General features: G+C 74.9%; 22 protein-coding genes. 14 read left to right on the forward strand and 8 right to left on the reverse strand.

Annotation, left to right across the window (positions count from 1 at the left end; translation table 11 throughout):
• Positions 1 to 91 precede the first annotated feature (91 nt).
• The 6 genes from ABGB11_RS10775 (at position 92) to ABGB11_RS10800 (ending at position 4,477) form a co-directional block, all read left to right on the forward strand.
• Positions 92 to 1,102, forward strand: a complete 1,011-nt coding sequence (locus tag ABGB11_RS10775) for a hypothetical protein (protein WP_347631437.1) — start codon at positions 92 to 94, stop codon at positions 1,100 to 1,102.
• 71 nt (positions 1,103 to 1,173) lie between these two features.
• Entirely contained in the window at positions 1,174 to 2,298 is a 1,125-nt protein-coding gene (locus ABGB11_RS10780; protein ID WP_347631439.1) for a hypothetical protein, read from the forward strand.
• Between the two features lie 411 nt (positions 2,299 to 2,709).
• A complete protein-coding gene (locus ABGB11_RS10785; protein ID WP_347631440.1) occupies positions 2,710 to 3,240 on the forward strand; it encodes a hypothetical protein in 531 nt (176 codons plus the stop codon).
• A complete protein-coding gene (locus tag ABGB11_RS10790; RefSeq protein WP_347631442.1) occupies positions 3,225 to 3,596 on the forward strand; it encodes a hypothetical protein in 372 nt (123 codons plus the stop codon). The genes ABGB11_RS10785 and ABGB11_RS10790 overlap by 16 nt, the downstream gene beginning before the upstream one ends.
• A 79-nt stretch (positions 3,597 to 3,675) precedes the next feature.
• Positions 3,676 to 3,975 (forward strand): 4a-hydroxytetrahydrobiopterin dehydratase, encoded by a 300-nt coding sequence (locus ABGB11_RS10795; RefSeq protein WP_347631444.1) that lies wholly within the window; start codon positions 3,676 to 3,678, stop codon positions 3,973 to 3,975.
• Between the two features lie 7 nt (positions 3,976 to 3,982).
• Positions 3,983 to 4,477: a TIGR00725 family protein gene (locus ABGB11_RS10800; protein WP_347631446.1), complete on the forward strand. Its 495-nt coding sequence runs from the start codon at positions 3,983 to 3,985 to the stop codon at positions 4,475 to 4,477.
• Here ABGB11_RS10800 and ABGB11_RS10805 read toward each other — a convergent pair.
• The 3 genes from ABGB11_RS10805 to ABGB11_RS10815 are packed head-to-tail and all read right to left on the reverse strand — an operon-like array spanning position 4,474 to position 7,288.
• Positions 4,474 to 5,265 carry an SDR family oxidoreductase gene (locus tag ABGB11_RS10805; RefSeq protein WP_347631447.1) on the reverse strand — a complete coding sequence of 264 codons (792 nt, stop codon included), beginning with the start codon at positions 5,263 to 5,265 and terminating at the stop codon, positions 4,474 to 4,476. The genes ABGB11_RS10800 and ABGB11_RS10805 overlap by 4 nt on opposite strands.
• 11 nt (positions 5,266 to 5,276) lie before the next feature.
• Positions 5,277 to 5,438 (reverse strand): hypothetical protein, encoded by a 162-nt coding sequence (locus ABGB11_RS10810; RefSeq protein ID WP_347631449.1) that lies wholly within the window; start codon positions 5,436 to 5,438, stop codon positions 5,277 to 5,279.
• The gene (locus ABGB11_RS10815; RefSeq protein WP_347631451.1) at positions 5,435 to 7,288 is read right to left on the reverse strand and encodes a hypothetical protein; all 1,854 of its coding nucleotides are present in this window, start codon (positions 7,286 to 7,288) and stop codon (positions 5,435 to 5,437) included. Before ABGB11_RS10815 ends, ABGB11_RS10810 begins: the two co-directional genes overlap by 4 nt.
• 136 nt (positions 7,289 to 7,424) lie before the next feature.
• Here ABGB11_RS10815 and ABGB11_RS10820 point away from each other — a divergent pair, with 136 nt between their 5' ends.
• Together ABGB11_RS10820 and ABGB11_RS10825 are read left to right on the forward strand one after the other, a co-directional pair.
• Positions 7,425 to 7,844 (forward strand): hypothetical protein, encoded by a 420-nt coding sequence (locus ABGB11_RS10820; RefSeq protein ID WP_347631453.1) that lies wholly within the window; start codon positions 7,425 to 7,427, stop codon positions 7,842 to 7,844.
• Between the two features lie 3 nt (positions 7,845 to 7,847).
• Positions 7,848 to 9,146, forward strand: a complete 1,299-nt coding sequence (locus ABGB11_RS10825) for a hypothetical protein (protein ID WP_347631454.1) — start codon at positions 7,848 to 7,850, stop codon at positions 9,144 to 9,146.
• Between the two features lie 787 nt (positions 9,147 to 9,933).
• On the opposite strand, the gene ABGB11_RS10830 is transcribed toward ABGB11_RS10825, so the two are convergent.
• Complete coding sequence (locus ABGB11_RS10830; RefSeq protein ID WP_347631456.1) at positions 9,934 to 10,458, reverse strand: pyridoxamine 5'-phosphate oxidase family protein; 525 nt, start codon at positions 10,456 to 10,458, stop codon at positions 9,934 to 9,936.
• Between the two features lie 85 nt (positions 10,459 to 10,543).
• On the opposite strand from ABGB11_RS10830, the gene ABGB11_RS10835 reads away from it, so the two are divergent.
• The 3 genes from ABGB11_RS10835 (at position 10,544) to ABGB11_RS10845 (ending at position 12,283) form a co-directional block, all read left to right on the forward strand.
• Positions 10,544 to 11,005: a PPOX class F420-dependent oxidoreductase gene (locus tag ABGB11_RS10835; protein ID WP_347631458.1), complete on the forward strand. Its 462-nt coding sequence runs from the start codon at positions 10,544 to 10,546 to the stop codon at positions 11,003 to 11,005.
• Positions 11,006 to 11,111: 106 nt separating this feature from the next.
• Complete coding sequence (locus tag ABGB11_RS10840) at positions 11,112 to 11,729, forward strand: TetR/AcrR family transcriptional regulator (RefSeq protein WP_347631460.1); 618 nt, start codon at positions 11,112 to 11,114, stop codon at positions 11,727 to 11,729.
• A 2-nt stretch (positions 11,730 to 11,731) separates the two neighbouring features.
• Positions 11,732 to 12,283: a carboxymuconolactone decarboxylase family protein gene (locus ABGB11_RS10845; protein ID WP_347631462.1), complete on the forward strand. Its 552-nt coding sequence runs from the start codon at positions 11,732 to 11,734 to the stop codon at positions 12,281 to 12,283.
• Between the two features lie 66 nt (positions 12,284 to 12,349).
• Here the strand turns inward: ABGB11_RS10845 and ABGB11_RS10850 are convergent, their stop codons facing one another.
• On the reverse strand, positions 12,350 to 13,129 hold the full coding sequence (locus ABGB11_RS10850; RefSeq protein ID WP_347631464.1) for an SDR family oxidoreductase: 780 nt from the start codon (positions 13,127 to 13,129) through the stop codon (positions 12,350 to 12,352).
• A 54-nt stretch (positions 13,130 to 13,183) separates the two neighbouring features.
• On the opposite strand from ABGB11_RS10850, the gene ABGB11_RS10855 reads away from it, so the two are divergent.
• A complete protein-coding gene (locus tag ABGB11_RS10855; protein WP_347631466.1) occupies positions 13,184 to 13,528 on the forward strand; it encodes an ArsR family transcriptional regulator in 345 nt (114 codons plus the stop codon).
• Between the two features lie 157 nt (positions 13,529 to 13,685).
• Here the strand turns inward: ABGB11_RS10855 and ABGB11_RS10860 are convergent, their stop codons facing one another.
• A complete protein-coding gene (locus tag ABGB11_RS10860) occupies positions 13,686 to 15,977 on the reverse strand; it encodes an excinuclease ABC subunit UvrA (protein WP_347631468.1) in 2,292 nt (763 codons plus the stop codon).
• Positions 15,978 to 16,039: 62 nt separating this feature from the next.
• Here ABGB11_RS10860 and ABGB11_RS10865 point away from each other — a divergent pair, with 62 nt between their 5' ends.
• Positions 16,040 to 16,993, forward strand: a complete 954-nt coding sequence (locus ABGB11_RS10865) for a YafY family protein (RefSeq protein WP_347631470.1) — start codon at positions 16,040 to 16,042, stop codon at positions 16,991 to 16,993.
• A gap of 19 nt (positions 16,994 to 17,012) precedes the next feature.
• Here the strand turns inward: ABGB11_RS10865 and ABGB11_RS10870 are convergent, their stop codons facing one another.
• Entirely contained in the window at positions 17,013 to 18,377 is a 1,365-nt protein-coding gene (locus ABGB11_RS10870) for a cytochrome P450 (RefSeq protein ID WP_347631472.1), read from the reverse strand.
• Positions 18,378 to 18,438: 61 nt separating this feature from the next.
• Between ABGB11_RS10870 and ABGB11_RS10875 the strand changes: the two genes are divergently transcribed.
• Positions 18,439 to 19,215 (forward strand): IclR family transcriptional regulator, encoded by a 777-nt coding sequence (locus ABGB11_RS10875; protein WP_347631474.1) that lies wholly within the window; start codon positions 18,439 to 18,441, stop codon positions 19,213 to 19,215.
• Here the strand turns inward: ABGB11_RS10875 and ABGB11_RS10880 are convergent.
• Positions 19,212 to 20,114: a LysR family transcriptional regulator gene (locus ABGB11_RS10880; protein ID WP_347631476.1), complete on the reverse strand. Its 903-nt coding sequence runs from the start codon at positions 20,112 to 20,114 to the stop codon at positions 19,212 to 19,214. The two genes, ABGB11_RS10875 and ABGB11_RS10880, sit on opposite strands and share 4 nt — an antisense overlap.
• Positions 20,115 to 20,118 lie beyond the last annotated feature (4 nt).

A 20,118-nucleotide genomic window follows, 5' to 3' on the forward strand; every position in this document is an offset into this window, starting at 1 on the left:
CGAGCGGGTCGAGGCGTTCCCCCGCGCGGGGGAGGGGGATCGGCCACCGCGGGGAGGCGCGAGCCGGGCCTCCCCGCGCAGGATCGTGTGCATGGTCACCGCGTTCACCGGCCGCGCCACCGGCAGCGGCCGCACCCTCGGACACCGCCTGCCGGCCGTCGCGCTCGCCTGGGTCACCGCCTACGGGATCCTGCGCGTGTACTGGTCGTCCGGTCACCAGCCGGACGACCTGTCACCGATCGGGGACGACCTCGTCGCGTTCACCGGTTGGGGAAGCGTCGCGTTGTGCGGTGCCGCCGCGGCCGTCCTGTCCGTGCTCGCGCTTACACGTGCGGACCGTCTCGGCCGCGTGCCCCGGCTGGCCGTGACGGCGGCGGCCTGGGCGACCGCCCTGGGCCTCGTCGCCTCCGGCGCGATGTTGCTGCTCGACGTGGTCGGCGGGATCCTTCCCGGGCTCGGCATCGAGTTCTACCCGTTCGGCGCGCTGTCGCGGGCCGCCGCCGTCGGCGCCGGGATCATGACCGGCCTGTCCGCCCGCGCCTACACCGCCCGTGCCCGCACCGGATGCGCCTCCTGCGGACGTCCCGCCACGGCGCCCGGCCCCCTCGCCCGCACCCCCGCGTGGGCGTTCGGGGCCGCCTACCTCGCCGTCGCCGGATGCGTCACCCGCATCGCCGCGCAGGCCGCGGTGGGGTTCGGGGAGTCGCCGGGGTCGAAGGGCCCGTCGGTGATCCTCTTCGAGGCCGGGTTCGTGCTGGGCGGCAGCCTGCTGCCGCTCGCCCTCGTCCACTCCTTCGGGCGGGCGTGGCCGCGCGGGGTCCCCGGCCTGGCCGGGCGGCGCGTGCCCCGCCGGCTGGTGCTGTGGCCCGGCGCCGCGATCTCCGCCGGCCTGGTCGTCTACTTCGGTCTGATGCTGGTGCAGATGTGCTGGGAGCGCCTCCACGGCCGCAACCCGTTCCCGCCCGAAGGTGGTCTCGACCTGCCGGAGGCGTTCTTCTGGGTGGCCGTCCCCGCCTACTTCGCGTGGGGCGCCGGGATGGCCGTCGCCGCCCGCGCCTACGCCCGCCGCACCCGCACTCCCTGCGCGTCCTGCGAGCGGTGAGGGTCAAACCGGGGGAGTGACATGGTCAATCGGAAGTTATGGTGAGTATGGGCGGATCGCGATGAGGGGGCGTGACCGTGGAGGACAACGACGAACGGCCGGGCGGGCTCGCGGAGCGGGCCGGCAGGGCCGACCGGGCCGCCGCCGAGCGGCTGGAGGAGATCTGGGACGGGCTGGCCCCGGCCGCGGCGTCCGCCGCGCGGGCGGCGGTCTCCGCGGGCGAGCCCCTCCGCGACGCCGCCCGCGACACCGCCGCGCTCGCCGCCACCCGCATCCTGGAGCGGCTGGCCGGGACGCCCGCGATGAAGGCCGTCGAGCAGGCCGCCCGCGACGCCGCCGTCAAGGTCGCCCGGGACGCCGCCGAGCGCGCCGTCACCGAGGCCCGCGCCGCCGCGGCGGCCAACCCCGCCACCGCGGGCGCGCTCGAGGCCGCGACCGCCGCGATGGTCCTCGCCGAGCAGGCCGCCCGCCACCCCATGGCCGCCGCCGCGCGCCGCCTCGCCGCCTCCAGCCCCCTCGCCCGCGCCGCCACCGCCACCGCCCTGGACGTCGCCGGGCGGACCGTCACCGCCACCGCGTCGCAGCCAGTCGTCCAGGCCGCCACCAAGGCCGTCGTGGACGCCGCGGTGGACACCGTCGCCGACGCGGCGGTCGACGCCGCCCTGACCGTCGGCCGAGACGTCGTCGCCCGCGTGGTCCGCGAGACCGCCGAGCAGGCCGCCCGCGACCTGGCCGCCGCCCTGCGCGACACCGCCGAGGAGACCGGGGTCGCCGCCGAGCTGGCCCCGCTCGCCGGCGCCGCCTCCGATCTCGCCGCGCGCGCCCGCCGGTCCGACGCCGCCCGCGGCGCCGGGGAACTGCTGGCGGCCGCGGCGGGCAGCGCCGTCGCCCGCACCGCCCGTGAAATGGCCGTCCGGGCCGCCGCCCGCGCCGCCACCGCCGCCATCGAGGCCGTCCTGCGGGAGCTGCTGCGCGACGCGCTCAAGCTCGCCATGCAGGACACCCTGCGCGGCATCATCGTCGACGTCTCCCGCGACGTCGTCGTCGACGTCGCCAAGACCACCTGGACCACCGCCACCCGCCCCGCCACCGTCCCGGCCACGGGCTCCGTCGTCGTCCAGGCGAGCGTGGAGAGCACCGACGTGTGGGCCGAGGTCACCGGCGAGACCGGCCCGCCCGGAGACCAGGCCTCCTGAACCGCCGCTCAGAAGATTCTGAGAAGACCATGAAAAAGGCCGTCCGGCGGTCGGGGCCTCCGTCGGCGGTGCCTACCGTGAGTCCATGGAGCTTGGCATGCGGGGGGGCGCGGCCTGCGCGGATCCTGGTGGTCGACGACGAGCCCGCGGTGCGCGAGTCGCTGGCCAGCAGCCTGGAGTTCGAGGGGTACCGGGTCGCCGGCGCCGCCTGGGACCTGGTCATCGGCTACAACGGGCTCGGCCGCCCCGTTCGCTGTCCTGGCGCTCGCCGCGGGGCTGATCCTGCTGCGGCGCCGTCCCCGCACCGACACCGCACGGGGCGCGTTCCTGCTGTGGGGCGGATGGCTCGCCGTCCACTACGTCATCTTCAGCTTCGCCCGGGGCGTCTTCCACCCCTACTACGCGACCGCGATGGCTCCCGCGATCGGCGCGCTCACCGGCGCCGAGGCCGTCCTGCTGTTCGGGGCGTACCGGCGGTCGGCCGCATGGGCGTGGGGGCTGCCCGCGGGCGTCGCCGTCACCGGCGCGTGGGCGTTCGTGCTGCTGGACCGCACACCGTCCTGGCATCCGTGGCTGCGGTGGACCGTCGCCGCCGCCACCGTCCTGGCGATGCTCGGCCTGCTCGCGGGATGGTTCGTCCGCTGCGCCGGGACGCGCGCGGCCGTCGCCGGGCTCGCTCTCGCGATGGTCGCCGGTCTCGCCGGACCGGGCGCCTACGCCGCCTCGGCCGAGTCGGCCCCGACCAACGGCACCGACCCGCTGGCCGGACCGTCCTCAGGGAGCGGCTTCGGCGGTCCCGGCGGCCCAGGCCGGGGCGGACCTCCCGGCATGCCCGGCGGGCCTCAGCCGCCGTCCGGTCAGAACGGGCCGCCACCGGACGGGCGCGGTCAGCGGCCCGGGGCTTCGGCCGCGGGATCGGCGGGCAGGTGGACTCGGGGCTGATCTCCTACCTGGAGCAGAACCAGGGCGGCGCCGGCTGGCTCGTCGCGGTCTCCAGCAGCCAGGAGGCGTCTCCGATCATCCTGCGGACCGGGCGTCCGGTCATCGCGATGGGCGGGTTCACCGGCGGCGACCCGGCCATGACCGTCGCCAAGCTCCAGCGGTACGTCGAGGAGGGCGAGCTCCGCTACGTCCTCCTCGGCGAACGCGGGGGCCCGAGGGCCGCGACGCCGGCATCACCGCCTGGGTCCAGCGGAACGGCACCCTCGTCGACGCGAGCGAGTACGGCGGCACGTCGTCCGGCATCCGGCTGTACAGGCTCGGCTGACCCGCAGGGAGACGACATGACCGCGACCTGACGTCCGGCATCGGGTGACCGGGCGGGCCGCGGTGGGAAGGGAGAAGGTCATCAGCGCCCACGACCAGGGAGTGACCCCGATGGCCGACACGCTCGACGACGCCGCGGTCGCCGACCGCCTCCGCGACCTGCCCGCCTGGAGCCGGGACGGCGACGAGATCCGCCGGCGGGTGAAGGCGCCCTCGTTCATGGCCGGGATCGACGTGGTCACCGACGTCGCCCGCGCCGCCGAGGACGCCGACCACCATCCCGACATCGACATCCGCTGGCGCACCCTGACGTTCGCGCTGACCACCCACAGCGCGGGCGGCCTCACCGGCAAGGACTTCGACCTCGCCGCCACGATCGACGAGATCGCGGCCCGGCACGGCGCGGAGTAGCGCCGCCGTGGCCGTCCAGGTGGCGGTGTGCGGGCCGGGCGAGTGCACCGAACGGGAATGGGACCACGCCTACGAGACCGGCCGGATCCTCGCCCAGTACGGGGCCGTGGTCGTCTGCGGCGGCCACGGCGGCGTGATGGCCGCCGGGGCCGCGGGCGCCCGCACCGCCGGCGGGACGGTGGTCGGCGTGCTGCCCGCCGCCGACCGCGCCGCCGCCGGGCCCGACCTGACCGTCGCCGTCCCCACCGGCCTCGGCCAGGCCCGCAACAACGTCATCGTCAACGCCGCCGACGCGCTCATCGCCGTCGGCGGATCGTGGGGGACGCTGTCGGAGATCGCCCTGGCCATGCGGGCAGGCCGGATCCCCGTGGTGCAGCTCGGCGGATGGCGCGTCCACGACGAGGACGGGCGGCCCGTGGGCGGCATCGTGCACGCCGCCGACCCGGTCGCCGCCGTCGAGGCCACCGGCCTGTTCGGCCGGACGTCCCGGGACGCCGGCTAGTGGGCGGAGAAGCCGCCGTCCACGAAGATCGACTGGCCGGTGACGTAGGCCGCCGACGGTGACGCCAGGAACACGGCGGCGCCCGCGAAGTCGTCGGCCAGCCCGTTGCGGCCGACCATCGTCCGCTCGGCGAGCGCCTTCACCATCGCCGGGTCCGATGACAGGCGGGCGTTGAGCGGCGTCATGACGAACCCCGGCACGAGGGTGTTGGCGGTGACGCCGCGGCTCGACCACGCCTCGGCCTGCGACCGGGCCAGCGCGACCAGGCCCGCCTTGGAGACCCCGTAGGCACCGCTGGTGACCGACGCCCGGAACGCCTGCTGCGAGGCGATGTGGATCAGCCGCCCGAACCCGCGCTCGGCCATGCCGGGACCGAACCGCTGGCCGAGCAGGAAGGGCGCGTCCAGGTTCACCGCCATCGTGGCGTCCCACACGTCGGCGCCGAGCTCGTCCATCGGCGGGCGCAAATTGATCCCGGCCGCGTTGACCAGGATGTCCGGCTCGCCGAACGCCGCCGCGGCGTCCTCGGCCGCCCGCGCGACCGCGTCCCGTGACCCGAGGTCCGCGCTGACCGACGCGGCGCGGCACCCTTGGGCCTCCAGGTCCCGGACGGTCGCCGCCAGCTCGGCCTCCCGCCGCGCGACGACCACGACGGACGCGCCCGCCCGCGCCAGGGCCTCGGCGATGGCCCGGCCGATCCCGGAGGTGCCGCCCGTCACCACCGCGACCCTGCCCTCCAGCGAGAACAGCTCCGACAGGTACGAGGCGGTGGACGGTCGATCGCTCATGATCGCAGAGTCTACGCAGCGCCGGGATCGTCCGGCGGCGGGTCGTCGTCGCCGCGGCGGCGGTCCCGCCACACCACGACCACGATCACCGCGACGACGATGAACGTCGGCACGAAGAACGGCACCGCGGTGATGATCGGATGGGTCGCCAGCGTCCCTTCCGCGACCGTCATGTGCCCGCCTTCGCGCGCTCTCCGGCCGCGGCGGGCGCGGCCGGCTCGGGGAGCCGCCGCGCGATCCGCGACACGCCCCAGCCGAGCGACAGCACCAGCGCCAGCGTGCACAGCAGCACGACCGCCGAGCACGCCGCCCACAGCCAGCCGGGCACGTCGGTCTTGAGCTCCCGCTGCAGGACGGTCCGCTCGCCCTGCAGGTCCCGGGTGAAGCGCTGCGGGGCGGGCAGTTCCTTCGCGCCGATCGCCGGGTCCTCGGGCATGTAGATCGGGACTCCGGCCAGCGTCCGGCCGTCGTGGACGCGGATCAGCGTCTTCCAGTCGCCGTGCAGCGGCATCGGTTCGCTCGTCCGGTAGACGCCGTCGCGTTCCTTCACCAGGTGGGCGACGTGCAGGCCCCGCCCCTGCCAGCCGGTGACGGTGACCCAGGCCGGGCCGTCGATCGCGTCGGCGGGCGCGAACTCTATGCGCGCCCCGGCGGTGCGGTGTGCCGCGTCGCCCCGCACATCGGTGAGCGTGACCGTGGCGGTCCGGTCGGGCGGGACGGAGATGATCAGCCCGTTCGCCACCGCCGCGGCCACCGCCAGGATCGCCCCCGCGAAGAGCCCGCGCGCCAACGCCGGACGCGGTGTCCGCCCCTCCAGCCCTTCGGCGAGCAGCGCCCCGCACAGCCCGCCCGCGACGCCGCCCACGACGGCCATGGCCATGCCCTCGGCGAGGATGTCGGGCGTCCACGGCAGCCGGAACGCGATCTGGGAGAAGGCGTACTCGCCGCCGAACCCGGCGGTGCCGATCAGCACGCCCGACACCGCGCCCAAGGCGAGCGGGCGCCGCGCCAGAAGCAGCGCCGCCGCCTCCACGCACAAGGCCTCGGCGAAGTAGAGCGGCACCGCCGCCCACAGCTCGCCGATCACCCCGCCGACCAGGACCGAGACCCCGCCGCGCACCAGCATGTAGAACGCGACGGCGAACACCGCGCCGCCGCGTCCCGCCCACAGCCGCACCGCGACCAGCGCGCAGCCGGCCGCCAGCGCGATGAGCAGCGGCTGGTGGACGAGCCGGAACTGCGGTACCCCGAAGTCGTACTCGGCCTGGAACACCGACAGCCCGATCAGCAGGCCGCCGCCGTGCATGCAGCGCCGCACGTACCGGACCCAGCCGGACGGCTGCGCCAGGTCCGCGCCGGCGCGGCGGCCCTCCCGCTCCAGGATCATCATCGCGACCAGCGACAGCCCGGCCCCGCCGATCAGCATCAGGTGCGTCGGGCCCCACAGCGTCACGTCCTGGCCGAAGATGCGGTGCCACACGTCGTCGAGCGGGAAGCCGAGCAGCGCGTAGAAGCCGGCGCCCGCCAGCAGCACGCCGCCCGCCGGCGCGTACCAGTCCCGGGTGATGCGCACGGACGCGGCGCCCGGGCGAGCGCCCTTCGGTAGCACCACGGCCAGCACGCCGGCGGTGAAGATGCCGAACAGCCCGATCAGGATCGGGTAGTGGGCGATGTTGGCGAGGGGCCCCTCGTCCCGGCCGTGGGAGATGTGCAGGGAGATGTCCCAGTACATGCCGAGCAGCGCGGTGAGCAGGGACACCATGGCGATCGGGGTCGGCAGCGCCGCCCAGCCGGGCGTGCCGCGGCCGGGTCCCCGCGCGGCCGCCTCCGCCAGGCGCGCCAGGAGCGTGACGCGGCCGGTGCGGTGACCCCAGCCGAGCACCAGCAGCACCGCGGTCAGGACCGCGGCGGCGCCGGAGGCGATGAGGATCTGGTCGAGTGCCGCACCGCCCGCGGGTTTGGCGGGCGCCCCGGCGGCGAACCGTACCGCGAACGCCGCCTCCAGGACCGTGAGGTGATCCAACACCGCTCCTCCCTCGCCGAGCGAACCAGGACAGAACAGGGGTGAACACCCCCCCGCATGGAGTATGTCACTTTTCAATGTGTCATTGTCTAGTGTCACAATGTGTGGTGTGGGACACCGGGAGGAAAGGGGCACGATGACGCGGCGGACGCGCGCAAGATCGATCGCGGGAGCGGTCGTGGTCGCGGCGGCTCTGGCGACGGCCGCGGGCTGCGGGGAACCCGCACCGTCCGGAACGTCCGGCACCGGATCGTCCGGCGCACCGGGCGGCGGTCCCGTGACGTCGACGCCGTCCGCGATCCGCATCAGCGCCACCGTGACCGGCGGGAAGGTGCGCACCGCGCACCGCCGGGTGAAGGTCCCGCGCGGCGCCACCGTCGAGATCACTATCACCAGCGACACCGCCGACGAGTTCCACCTGCACGGCTACGACCGCGAGCTGGATCTCCCGGCCGGGCGCCCCGCCACCCTGCGGTTCACCGCGGGAACCCCGGGGGTGTTCGAGGCCGAGCTGCACCACTCCGGGACGCGCGTGTTCGAGCTGCAGGTCGGGTGACCCGTGCACGTCCTCGCGCACGGGCTCGGCGGCCGGACCGACCTGCCCCTGGACGCCGTCGCCGCCATCGTGGGCGGCGGTGCCGCCGTGGCCGCCTCGTTCCTCGCGCTCACGGCCGCGTGGAAGCGCCCCCGCCTACACCCGGCGGCCGGGCGCCCGCTGCCCGCCGCCCTCGCCCGCGCCTTGGACGCACCGGCCCTCACCGTCACCGGACGCGTTCTCGCGCTCGCCGCAACCCTCTTCGTCGTCGCGGTCGCGTTCGCCGGACCGCCCTCTGAGGCCGCCAACCTCGCGCCCTGGGCGCTGTTCGTGACGTTCTGGGTCGGGCTCGTGCCCGCCAGCGTCCTGCTCGGCCCCGTGTGGCGGCGCGTCAATCCGCTGCGGACGCTGCACGCCGCCCTGTGCCGCCTCACCCGCACCCCGCCGTCGGGGCGCCGCGCCCTCCCGGCGCGGCTCGGGTACTGGCCCGCGGCGGCGTGGCTCGCCGGATTCGTGTGGCTGGAGCTGGTCGCTCCGCACCGCTCCGACCCGCGCGTCGTCGGGACCCTCATCGTCGCCTACGCGGCCGCCAATCTCGCGCCGGCCTGGTGGTTCGGCCGCGACTGGTTCACCCGCGGGGACGGGTTCGAGGCCTACTCCAGCCTGCTCGCCCGGCTCTGCCCGGTCGGGCGGCGCGGCGACGGGACGCTCGTCCTGCGCACGCCGCTCACCGGTCTCACGCACGGCACCGCCGAACCCGGCCTCACCGCGACGGCGTGCGTGCTGATCGGCTCCACCGGGTTCGACGGCATCACCCGCACGACCTACTGGCGCGACAACGTCGACCCCACCAGCGTCCCCGCCGGAACGCTAGGACTCGCCGCCGCGATCACCGCCGTCACCGGCCTGTACGTCGCGGCGCTGCGGCTCAGCGCCCGGCTGACCGGCCAGGACCCGGCCGTGCTCCCCGGACGGTTCGCCGCGACCCTGCTCCCCATCGCCCTCGGCTACACCGTCGCGCACTACTTCTCCTTCCTCGTCCTGGAAGGGCAGACCACGTTCATCCTCGCCAGCGACCCGTTCGGGACGGGACTGGACCTGCTCGGCTCCACCGGCAACCGCGTCGACTACGACCTCGCCGGGCCCGTCCTGACCGCGCAGGTGCAGGTCAACGCCATCGTCCTCGGGCACATCGCCGGGACGATCGCCGCGCACGACCTCGCCCTGCGCGGCCCGGGCGCGACCGCGCGCGGGCAGCTCCCGGTCGCCGCCGTCATGGTCGCGCTCACCTGCGCCGGGCTGTTCGCCCTGCTGAGCGGCTGACCGCTTGCGGCGCTCGACCTCCTTGGCCGCGACGCCCACCGCGACGAGGACCGGCACCGCGTACTTCGCCGCCGCCAGGATCGCGCCCACCCACGGCGGCACGGACACGTCCGGGAGGTCGGGCCACGGAACGTCGGGCCAGGGGATGTCCGGCCACGGGATCGACGGCGGATCGAGGTCGGGGAACCGGACGTCGGGCCACGGGACCCGGTCCAGCAGCACCTTGACCAGCGCGCCCAGCCCGAGCAGCGGGAACAGCACCTGCCCCGTCGCGATCGCCACGTGCCGGGAGGCGTACAGGGTGGGATGTGCCCGCGCGAACGCCTCGCGCCGAGCGGCCCGAGTCCCCGCGGGCGGCTCGAACATCACCGGCTCAGCGGGCGACCCGTCGTCCTCGTCCTCCTCCTCGTTCTTTTCCTCGTCCTCGGCGTCCTCGCCGGCCTTGGGCGGGTGCAGCTCGCAGCGTGCGGCCTGCCCGTCGCGCAGGCCCATGACGTCGAACGCGACCAGCACGTGCAGTCCCCCGTAGGGGAGCGTGGCCTTGGGGAAGCCCGTGGCCTCTTCCGTGCGGTCGCCGTCCACGTATAGGCGCGCCCTGTGGTCCCAGCCGGCGCGTTCGGTCTCGACCTCCAGCCGGTGCCCGTCGTGGACGAGCGTCCAGCGGCCGGCGGACGCGCCGCTCGGCGACATACCCCCTGTCATGCCGCCAGTCTTTCCGGCGCCCGCGGCCGGTCCATCGCCCTAAGGGCCACGGCGGGTAGACCAAAGTCGGCACCGGGGCCGACCGTCAGCGCTCGAAGTCCCACCGCATCGCGCCGAACGGCTCCACCGTCCCCACCGTGAACACCGTGTGGAAGGTGATCCGGTAGACGTGCCAGGGCGGTGGACCGGCGCTCTGCGCGCTGAAGGGCGCGGTGAAGGCGTCGCCCTCCACTTGCGCGGGCCAGCCGCCCTCCCGGTACCCGGCCGCGACCGGCTCCAGGACGGCCGGGTCGGTGACGCGCTCCGCGTCGCCCTCCAGCACCACGTCCCCGATCGGCGTGCGGACCGAGATCGTGCACGCCGGGTTCGCCGCGAGGTTGCGGGACTTGCGCGTGCCGGGACCGCTGACGATGTACAGGTCGCCCTCGTACCACAGCGCGCCGACCCCCGCCGAGTGCGGGCGGCCGTCCGGCCGGACCGTGCCGAGGTACACCGGCGTCTCCGGCTTCGGGAGCGCCGCGGTCAGCGCGTCGCGGACGGTGTCCCAGGCCAGCTCGCCGCTTCCGTAGATGTCGAGGTTGCGCGCTTTGACGGGTTCACGGTCGCTCATCGTCGTCCTCCTTGGATTCGGCTTCGGGGAGTAGACAAGGAACCGCGCGAGAACTCATCGGCACGGGGTTCCGTAAGGTTGCGGCATGCCTTCGATCGCCACCGCGAACCGCGTCGACCGTCCCGAACTGCTCGAATTCCTGCGTCCCCGGCACCACGCGCTGCTGTCGACCGTCCGGTCCGACGGGCGCCCCCAGATGTCGCCGGTGACCTGCGGGGTGGACGGCGAGGGCCGCATCGTGATCTCCACCTACCCCGAGCGGGTCAAGGCGCGCAACGCCCGCCGCGACGCCCGGGTGTCCGTGTGCGTGCTGTCGGACGAGTTCAACGGCCCCTACGTGCAGGTCGACGGGACCGCCGAGGTCATCGACATGCCCGAGGCCGCCGACGCGCTGGTCGACTACTACCGGTGCATCGCCGGGGAGCACCCCGACTGGGACGAGTACCGGGAGGCGATGCGCCGCCAGGACAAGTCCCTGATCCGCATCACCATCAACCGGTGGGGCCCCATCGCGACCGGCGGCTTCCCCGCCCGCCTCGTGGACTGACCGGCAACGAACGAGAGCCGCAGCCGCCGTCATCGTCGGACGGGGTTGCGGCGGCGTGATGCCGCCCCTATCTTGGAACGATCATTCCAAGATAGGGGGAGGTATCGTGCCCGACGTCAAGCACTTCGATCCCGAGCACGTGCTGGACCAGGTGGTGGAACTGTTCTGGCGGCGCGGGTCGACCTCGGCCGGAGTGGCCGATGTGGTGGCGGCGACCGGACTCAGCCGCTCCAGCCTGTACTCCACCTTCGGCGGCAAGCAGGAGCTCTACCTGGCGGCGTTGCGGCGCTACGTCGAGCGGCGGTCCCGGCCGGTGCTGGAGGCGCTGGCCGCCGATGGCCGCGGCCTGCCGGCCATCGCCGCCTTCTTCGACCAGCTGATCCGGGCGCGCTGCGAAGGTCCGCACGCCCGCTGGGGCTGCATGGTCTCCAACGCCCATGCCGGGGTCGGCGGTCCGGACGGTGAGGACGCGCGGGTGCGCCAGGTACTGGACGAGCACCACGCACGGCTGCGCGCGGCCATGGCCGCAGCGCTCGGAACCGCGCGATCCCGTTCGCAACTGCGGCGCGGCGTGGAGGTGGAGGCCACCGCGGACGTGCTGGCACTGCTGGCCTACGGGGTGAACCTGCGGTCGCGGGCCGGGGCGCCGGCGGCCGACCTGAAGGCGACCGTGACGGCGGCACTGCAAGCGCTCAGCGCGCCGAACCCCCGTGAAGGAGAGTGAGAATGGCCGAGTTCACCGTCCATGACGAGACCACCGCGCCCGAAGCGGCCCGTCCCTTTCTGGAGGCGGCCAAGAAGCGGATGGGTTTCGTGACCACCCTCAACGCCGTGATGGCCGAGTCGCCCGAGCTGCTGGCCGGGTACAACGCGCTGGCCGAGCTGTTCGGGAAGTCGTCGCTGCCGGTGCGGGCCAAGCACGTGGTGTGGATCACCGCCAGCGTGGAGAACGGCTGCGAGTACTGCGTGGCCGCCCACTCCACCATGGCGCTGCGCTCGAAGGTGTCACCCGAGGTGGTGGAGGCGCTGCGGGCCGGCAAGCCGCTGGACGAGCCCGGCCTGGAGGCGGCGCGCCGCTTCACCCGGCTGATGGTGTCGGGCCGCGGCTGGGTCGAGGAAGCCGAGGTGCAGGCGTTCCTGGACGCCGGATACACCCGCCGCCACGTCATGGACGTCATCCTGGGCGTGGGGATGAAGACGCTGTCCAACTACACCAATCACATCGCCCACACCCCGCTGGACCCCGCCTGGGCCGACCAGCAGTGGACCCGCACCTGACCCGCCGCGGCCCGCTCCACCGTCTCCTCCCGGCATGCCGGGAGGAGACGGTGGAGCGGGGTGCGGTCAGGCGAGTTCCAGTCCGCCGTCGATGGTGAGGACCTGGCCGGTGAGCCAGGTCGAGGCCGGGTCGGCGAGCCGCAGGATCCAGGCCGCGACCTCCGCGGGTTCCCCGCGGCGTCCGAGAGGGATGCGTGCGGTCTCCTCGGCTTTGATCCGCGCGATGGTGGTCTCGTCCAGTCCGGCGGAGGCCAGAGCCTGACTTTCGGTGGGGCCGGGAGCCAGCGCGTTCACGCGGACTCCGGCTGAGGCCAGCTCCACCGCCCAGCTGCGGGTCAGCTGCTCCAGCGCGGCCTTGGACGCGGCGTAGTGCGCGGCGCCCGGCAGCGGCCGGTGCCCGTAGGTGCTGGAGATGTTGACGATCGAGCCCGCGCTGTCGCGCAGGTGCGGCAGCGCGGCGCGGGCCAGCAGGCTGGGCGCGGTGACGTTGAGGTCGAACACCGCGCCGATGCCCTCGGCCGTGGTCTGGCCCAGCGGCATCACCTTGGTCACGCCGGCGTTGTTGACCAGCACGTCCACCCGCCCCCAGCGTGCGGCCGCCGCATCGATCGCCCGCTGCGCCGCCTGCGGCGCGCGCAGGTCCGCCGGATGCACCTCGATCCGCCGATGGCCGGCGGCCGTCTCTTCCAGCGCATCCTCGCGGCGGCCGACGCCGAGCACCCGAGCCCCGGCCGCGGCGAAGGCCACGGCGGCGGCGCGCCCGATCCCCGAGCCCGCACCGGTGACGACCACGACCCTGCCCTCGAACGTCCCGCTGGCCTCGTCCTGAAGCCGGATGGTCACCATGGCGCCCCTCTTGTTCGATGTTCGATGAACATCGAACAAGGTAGCATCGTTGTCATGAGGCAGGCACACCATCCCGAACCGGGCGAGATGAGCCTGGTCGCGGTGCTGGGAGCGCTCAGCGATCCGATCCGGGTCGGGCTGGTGCGGGTGCTGTCCGACGGGCGCGAACGCGGATGGGGCCAGCTCCGCGCCCCGGTGGCCAAGTCGACCCTCAGCCACCACCTGCGGATCCTGCGCGATGCCGGCCTGACGCGCACCCGCCAGGAAGGCACCCGATGCTTCGTCGTCCTACGCCGCCATGACCTCGACACCCGTTTCCCCGGCCTCCTGGACGCCGTACTCGAAACGGCCGACAACGACGACGTCGGCGCCCAGGTCCAGGTGACCGGCAGGGGCTGACGCCAGGCCCCTGGTCAGCGTGTCCGGAGGTGGTGGTGCCGTCCAGGGCGGGGGCGGCCGCCGGCGACGCGGCGAGGGCGGCGGAGGTCGCGAGCGCGGACGCCCGGCGGCGCAGGGTCATGCTCTCCGTCCGGAGATCGGAACCGGACCGCCGGCGTTACACGGCCGCGGCGGGAAGCCGGGCGAGGTCGCGCCGCAGGAAGCCGGCCGTGACGGAGGACGGCGCGTCCGTCAGCTCGGCGGGCGTCCCGGAGAAGACGATCTCGCCGCCGTGCCGGCCGCCGCCGGGACCGAGGTCGATCACCCAGTCGGCGTGCTTGACGACGTGCAGGTCGTGCTCGACGACGATGACGGTGTCGCCGGCGTTCACGAGCCGGTCCAGCAGGGCGAGGAGGGCGTCCACGTCGGACATGTGCAGGCCGGTCGTGGGCTCGTCCAGGACGTAGACCGTGCTGGTCCGGTGCAGCCGCGTCGCCATCTTGATGCGCTGGCGCTCGCCGCCCGACAGCGTGCCGAGCGGGCGGCCGAGCGCCAGGTAGCCGAGCCCCACCTCGTCGAGGGCCCGCAGCCGGGCGGCGATCCCGCGCTCGGCCGGGCCGGTGAAGAAGGCGCGGGCCTCCTCGGTCGTCATCGCCAGCACGTCCGCGATCGTCCGGCCGCGCAGGGTGTGCGCGAGGGCCTCCGCGCGGTACCGGCCGCCCCGGCAGGCCTCGCAGGTGGTGGTGACGGGGTCCATGAACGCCAGGTCGGTGACGATGACGCCGTTGCCGTCGCAGTCCGGGCAGGCGCCCGCGGAGTTGTGGCTGAACAGGGCGGCCTCCACGCCGTTGGCCCGCGCGAACAGGCGCCGGAGCGGGTCCATCACGCCGAGGAAGGTGGCGGGGGTGGAGCGGCGTGACGCGGCGATCGCGGACTGGTCCACCACGGCCGTGCCGGGGTGGCGGGCGGCGAACTCGCCCAGGACCAGGCTGGTCTTGCCCGACCCGGCCACGCCGGTGACCACCGTGAGGACGCCGAGGGGGAAGCGCGCCGTCACGTCCTTGAGGTTGTTGGCGCGGGCGCCGGCCACCGTCAGCCAGCCGGACGGCCGCCGGAACCCGGTCTTGACCGGCGGGGTCCGCCGCAGCGCGCGGCCGGTCGGCGAGCCGGCGCCGCGCAACTCGGCGACACTGCCGGTGAACACCACCTCGCCTCCGTGCACCCCCGCGCCGGGCCCCATGTCGATCACATGGTCGGCGGCGCCGATCACGTGCGGGTCGTGCTCGACGACCAGCACGGTGTTGCCCTTGTCGCGCAGCCGCCGCAGCAGCGCGTTCAGCCGGTCGACGTCGCGGGGGTGCATGCCGGCGCTGGGCTCGTCGAAGATGTAGGTCAGCCCGGTCAAGCTCGACCCCAGGTGCCGGACGACCTTGAGGCGCTGCGCCTCCCCGCCCGACAGCGTGCGGGTCGCGCGGTCCAGGGTGAGGTGGCCGAGGCCGATGTCCTCCAGCCGCCGCAGCCGGGCGACCGCGGCGTCCGCGACCCGCGCCGCGACCGGGTCGGTGATCTCGCCGAGCGCGGCGATCAGGTCGGCGGTCTCCATCCGGTGCAGGTCGGCGATGGTGCGGCCGCCGATGCGGGACGCCAGCGCGGCCGGGTTGAGGCGGGCGCCGCCGCAGGCGGGGCAGGCGTCCTCGCGGGTGACGCGGCGGGCCGCGTCCCGCACCTTCGGCGGCAGCGAGCCGATGTCGCGCCGGATGTAGAGGCGGTGGAACCGTTCGAGCACGCCCTCGTAGGCGTTGTGGCCCATCGAGCCGGTGCGGTTCAGGCGCGGCACGCGAAAGCCCTTGCCGTGCAGGAGCAGGTCCCATTCCTCGGGGGTGAAGTCGCGCAGCGGCTTGTCGGGGTCGAACAGGCCCGATTCGGCGTACAGCTGCCACACGAACGTCCCGACGCCGAACGGCGGGAAGTCGACCGCCCCCTCGTTCAGAGACCGTCCGGGGTCCAGGAAGCGGTCCAGGTCGACGCGGACGACGGCGCCGAGCCCGTCGCATTCGGTGCACATGCCGCGCGGATCGTTGAAGGAGTAGGCGGCGGCCTCGCCGGCGCTGGGCGTCCCGTGCCGGGAGAACAGCACCCGCAGGACGGGCGAGATGTCGGTGATCGTGCCGACCGTGGACCGGGCGTTCCCGCCGATCGGGCGCTGGTCGACCACGACCGCGGGGGCGAGGTGGTCGATGGCGTCGGCGTCGGGCCGCTCCCGCTTGGGCATCCGGTCGCGGGCGAACCAGCTGAGCGTCTCGCCCAGTTGCCGCTGCGACTCCGCCGCGACCGTGCCGAACACGATCGACGACTTCCCCGATCCAGATACCCCGGTGAACACCACGAGGCGGTTCTTCGGAATGCGCAGCGACACGTCCTTGAGGTTGTTGTGCCTGGCCCCGGTGATGACGATGTGGTCGGTGTCCATGGCCGCGACGCTAGGCGGCAAGGAGGTCAGGATCTGGCCTCATTGCCGCGCATACTGGGGCCATGTCGTCAGAACGCCTGCTGCGGCTGCTGTCCCTTCTGCAGGCCCGCCGCGAGTGGAGCGGGCCCGAGCTGTGCGAGCGGCTCGGGGTGAGCCCGCGCACCGTCCGGCGGGACGTGGAGCGGCTGCGCGGCCTCGGCTATCCGGTGCACGCCACCCTCGGCGCGGCCGGCGGCTACGGGCTGGAGGCGGGGGCCGCGATGCCGCCGCTGCTGCTGGACGACGAGGAGGCCGTGGCGATCGCCGTCGGGCTGCGCGCCGCCACCGGGGGAGCGGTCGAGGGGATCGGGGAGGCGTCGGTGCGTGCGCTGGCCAAGCTCGAACAGGTGCTGCCGGCTCGGCTGGGCCGCCGGGTGAGCGCCCTGCACGCCGCCACGACGTCGCTGAACGGCCCGCCCGCCGGACCGGTCGTGGATCCGGCGGCGCTGACGGTGCTGGCCGCCGCGTGCCGCGACCACGAGCGGGTCCGCTTCGCCTACCGCGACGCCGGTGACGGCGAGACCCGCCGCCATGTCGAGCCGCACGGGCTGGTGTCGGCCGGGCGCCGCTGGTATCTGGTCGCGTTCGACCTCGGGCGCGAGGACTGGCGGACGTTCCGCGTCGACCGCGTGTCGTCGCCGCTGCCGACCGGCGTCCGGTGCCCGCCGCGCGAGCCGCCCGCCGCGGACGCGGCCGAGTTCGTGACCCGCTCGCTGGCGCTGTCGCGCCCGCTGCGGCGGGCGGTGCTGCTGGTGCACGCGTCCGCGGAGGAGCTGGCCGACCGCTTCCGGGTGACCGGCGCCGAGGTCGAGCCCGTCGACGACCGCACCTGCGTCCTCCGCACGGCCCCCGAGTCCCTGGAGTGGACGGCGCTGCGCATCGCCTACCTCGACATCGACTTCGAGGTCCGCGAACCGCCCGAGCTCCGCGACCTGCTGGCCGCCATGGCGGAGCGCCTGTCCCGCGCCGTCCGGTAGAGCCGCCGGGAGCGGTCGGTCACAGGACCTGCACGGGCAGGCCGCCGCGGGGCCGCATGGCCGTCACGCTCCTGGGGGTGACGGCGGGCGAGACCAGGCGCAGCCGGGTGCGGCGCAGCAGGCACGCCAGCATGGTCTTCAGCTCCGTCGTCGCCAGCGTGGAGCCGATGCAGCGGTGCGGGCCGCCGCCGAAGGGCAGGAACGTCGCCGGGGTGGTGGGACGGTGCAGGTCCGAGGACGGATCCCACCGCTCCGGGCGGAACCGTCCCGCCTGCGGCCACACCTCCGGCATCCGGTGGGTGACGAACGGGGAGTAGAACACCATCGCGCCCGCCGGGATCCGGTGGCCGGCGTACTCGAAGTCCTCGACCGGGACGCGGGCGCTGAGCACGGCGGGCGGGAACAGCCGCAGCGTCTCGTTCACCACGCCGTCCAGGTAGGTGAGCGCGGGCAGGTCGGCGGCCTGCACGGGCCGGTCGCCGACCACCTCGGCGACCTCCCGTCGCGCCCGCTCGGCCGCGTCCGGGTGCGCCAGCAGCGCGTACACCGCCCACGCCATCGCCGCGCTGGTGGTGTCGTAGCCGGCGGAGATGAGGCTGATGACCTGGTCCTGGAGCTCCTGGCGGGTCAGGCCCGTCCCGTCGTCGTCGCGGGCCGCCATCAGCATGCCGAGCACGTCGTCGTGCTCGCCGCCCTCGGCCGTCCGCCGCTCGACCTCCTCGTCGACCCGGCGGGCGACCAGGGCGCGGGACGCGGCGACGCGCCGCATGTACGGGTTCGGCACCGACCGCAGCATCATCTGCAGCACGAAGTTGCGGTCGATGGCCGCGAGCGCGACCTGCAGCCGCCCGCCGATCACCTCGGCGTCGGCGGCGAGCCGGTCGCCGAACAGCACCTCGACGGTGTTGCGGCGGATCACCCCGCGCAGCTCGGCGTAGGCGTCCAGGGTCCGGCCGGGACGCCAGGACGACAGGGCCGCGTCGGTGTTGGCGGCCATCCGCGCCACGTAGCCGGCGACGCGGCGGTGGTGGAACGCGGGCTGGACGAGCCGGCGCCGCCGCCGGTGGTCGGCGCCGTCGCTGACGATGAGCGCGGTCTCGCCGTTCACCGGGACCAGCAGGTCGAACGCCTCCCGCCACTGGAACAGGGCGGAGTTGGCGAACACGAACGCGTTGGCGTCCGGGCCGAACAGGTGCACGAACGGCCTGCGGCGCGTCCCGACCGCCGCGACGGGGCCCGCCTCGGCGTACAGGCGCAGCAGGCTCGCGCACGGGTTCACGGCGAACCCGATCCCGTGCCGGACGGTCAGTGACGGGGACGGGCTGTGCGCCGCCCCGCGGGCCCTGGGCGGACTGGACGCGCGTACCGGGGTGTCGGGTGCCACGCGCCCACTATGGCACGCCCCCTGCGGCCGTCCCATCCGGACGCGGTGGGAGGATGGGTCCGTGACGGACGAGCGCACGGAAGGGACGTACCACCCCAAGCCGGGCACGCAGACGGTGGACCGGTCGGTGGCCGTGCTCCGCTCCTTCGAGGGCGCCGCCCGGCAGACCCCGACGGAGATCGCGCACCGGCTCGGGCTGTCGGTCAGCACCGCGCACCGCATCGTGCACGCGCTGCACGCCACCGGGATGCTGGCGCAGGACCCGGCGACCGAGCGGTACTTCCTCGGGCCCACCACCGCGATCCTCGGCCGGCTCGCGCTGGAGCGGATGGGCGCCACCCTCCTGCAGCCCGAGCTGACCGCGCTGCGGGACGGGACGGGCGAGGCGGTCAGCCTCGGCGTGCGCGCCGGCGACGAGGTCGCCGTGCTGATGCACCTGCCGTCGGTGCACCCGCTGCGCTACGACCAGCCGCCGGGCGACCGCAACCCGATCCACACCTGCGCGATGGGCAAGGCGCTGCTGGCCTACGACGACGACCCGGTCGCGATGGACGAGCCGTACCCACGCTACACGCCCGCCACCATCGTCACCCGCGCGGACCTGGACGCCGACCTGGAACGGGTCCGCGAGCGCGGCTTCTCGGTCAACGACGAGGAACGCCTGCTCGGCGTCCGCGCGGTGGCCGCGCCGGTCCGCGACGGCGGCGGGCGGGTGTTCGCGGCCCTCGCGGTGCAGGGCCCGTCGGTGCGGTTCGGCGACGACCGGCTGCCCGGCCTGACCGAGGCCGTCCGCGCCGCCGCGGGCCGCCTCACCGACCTGCACCGCCACCTGTCCTAGCCCTCGGGGGAGGACGCGGTGGAGGCGGCCAGCTCGTCCAGGAGCGCCGCCACCGCCGGCGGGCGCGGGCCCGCCGCGACGACCGCGCTGATCGTGCGGCCGCCGACGTCCGGCACGTCGGGGACGGCGACGCCGGGCTCGGTGTGCAGGCCGAGCGCCAGCCCCGGCAGGGTCGTGACGGCCAGCCCCCGCGCGACGAGCCGCTGGATCGCGACGTGGTCCTCGGTGGCGAAGGCGATGTCGGGCGTGAACCCGGCCCTCGCGCACGCCCACCGCAGATGGTCGCGGCACCGCGCGCAGCCCGACGCCCACGTCTCGCCCGCCAGGTCCGCCAGCCGCGGCCGGCCGGACGAGGCGACCGGGTGCGCGGCGGGGACGAGCAGCCGCAGCGGGTCCTCGCACAGCACGATCTCGCGGAACCGGGAGTCGGTCTCGGGCGGTCTCGACACGTGGCGGAACACCACCGCGATGTCGGTCTCCCCGGCGCGCAACCGGGCCAGCGCCTCCGCCGGCTCGGCGTCCTCCAGCGTGACCGACACGCCCGGCGCGCGGGCGCGCAGCCGGGCCAGCGCATCGGGGAGCAGCCCGCCCGCCGCGGTGGGGAACACCGCGACCCGCACCCGCCCCGCGCGCAGCCCGGCGATCGCGGCGATCTGCTCCTCGGCGTCGTCCATGCGGGCCAGGACGTCCTCGACATGCTCGACCAGGATGCGGCCCGCCTCGGTCAGCCGGACGCCGCGGCCGTGCCGGACCACCAGCGGGGTGCCGACCTCGGCCTCCAGCCGCGCGACGTGGTGGGAGACGGCGGGTTGGGTGTAGGAGAGGGACTTCGCGGCGGCGGTCATCGAGCCGAGCCTGGCCACCTCGCGCAGGATCCGGCCCCGGTGCAGGTCCAGCATCCCC

The sequence above is a fragment of the Actinomadura sp. B10D3 genome (assembly GCF_039871695.1).
In the GTDB taxonomy this organism is placed as follows: domain Bacteria; phylum Actinomycetota; class Actinomycetes; order Streptosporangiales; family Streptosporangiaceae; genus Spirillospora; species Spirillospora madurae.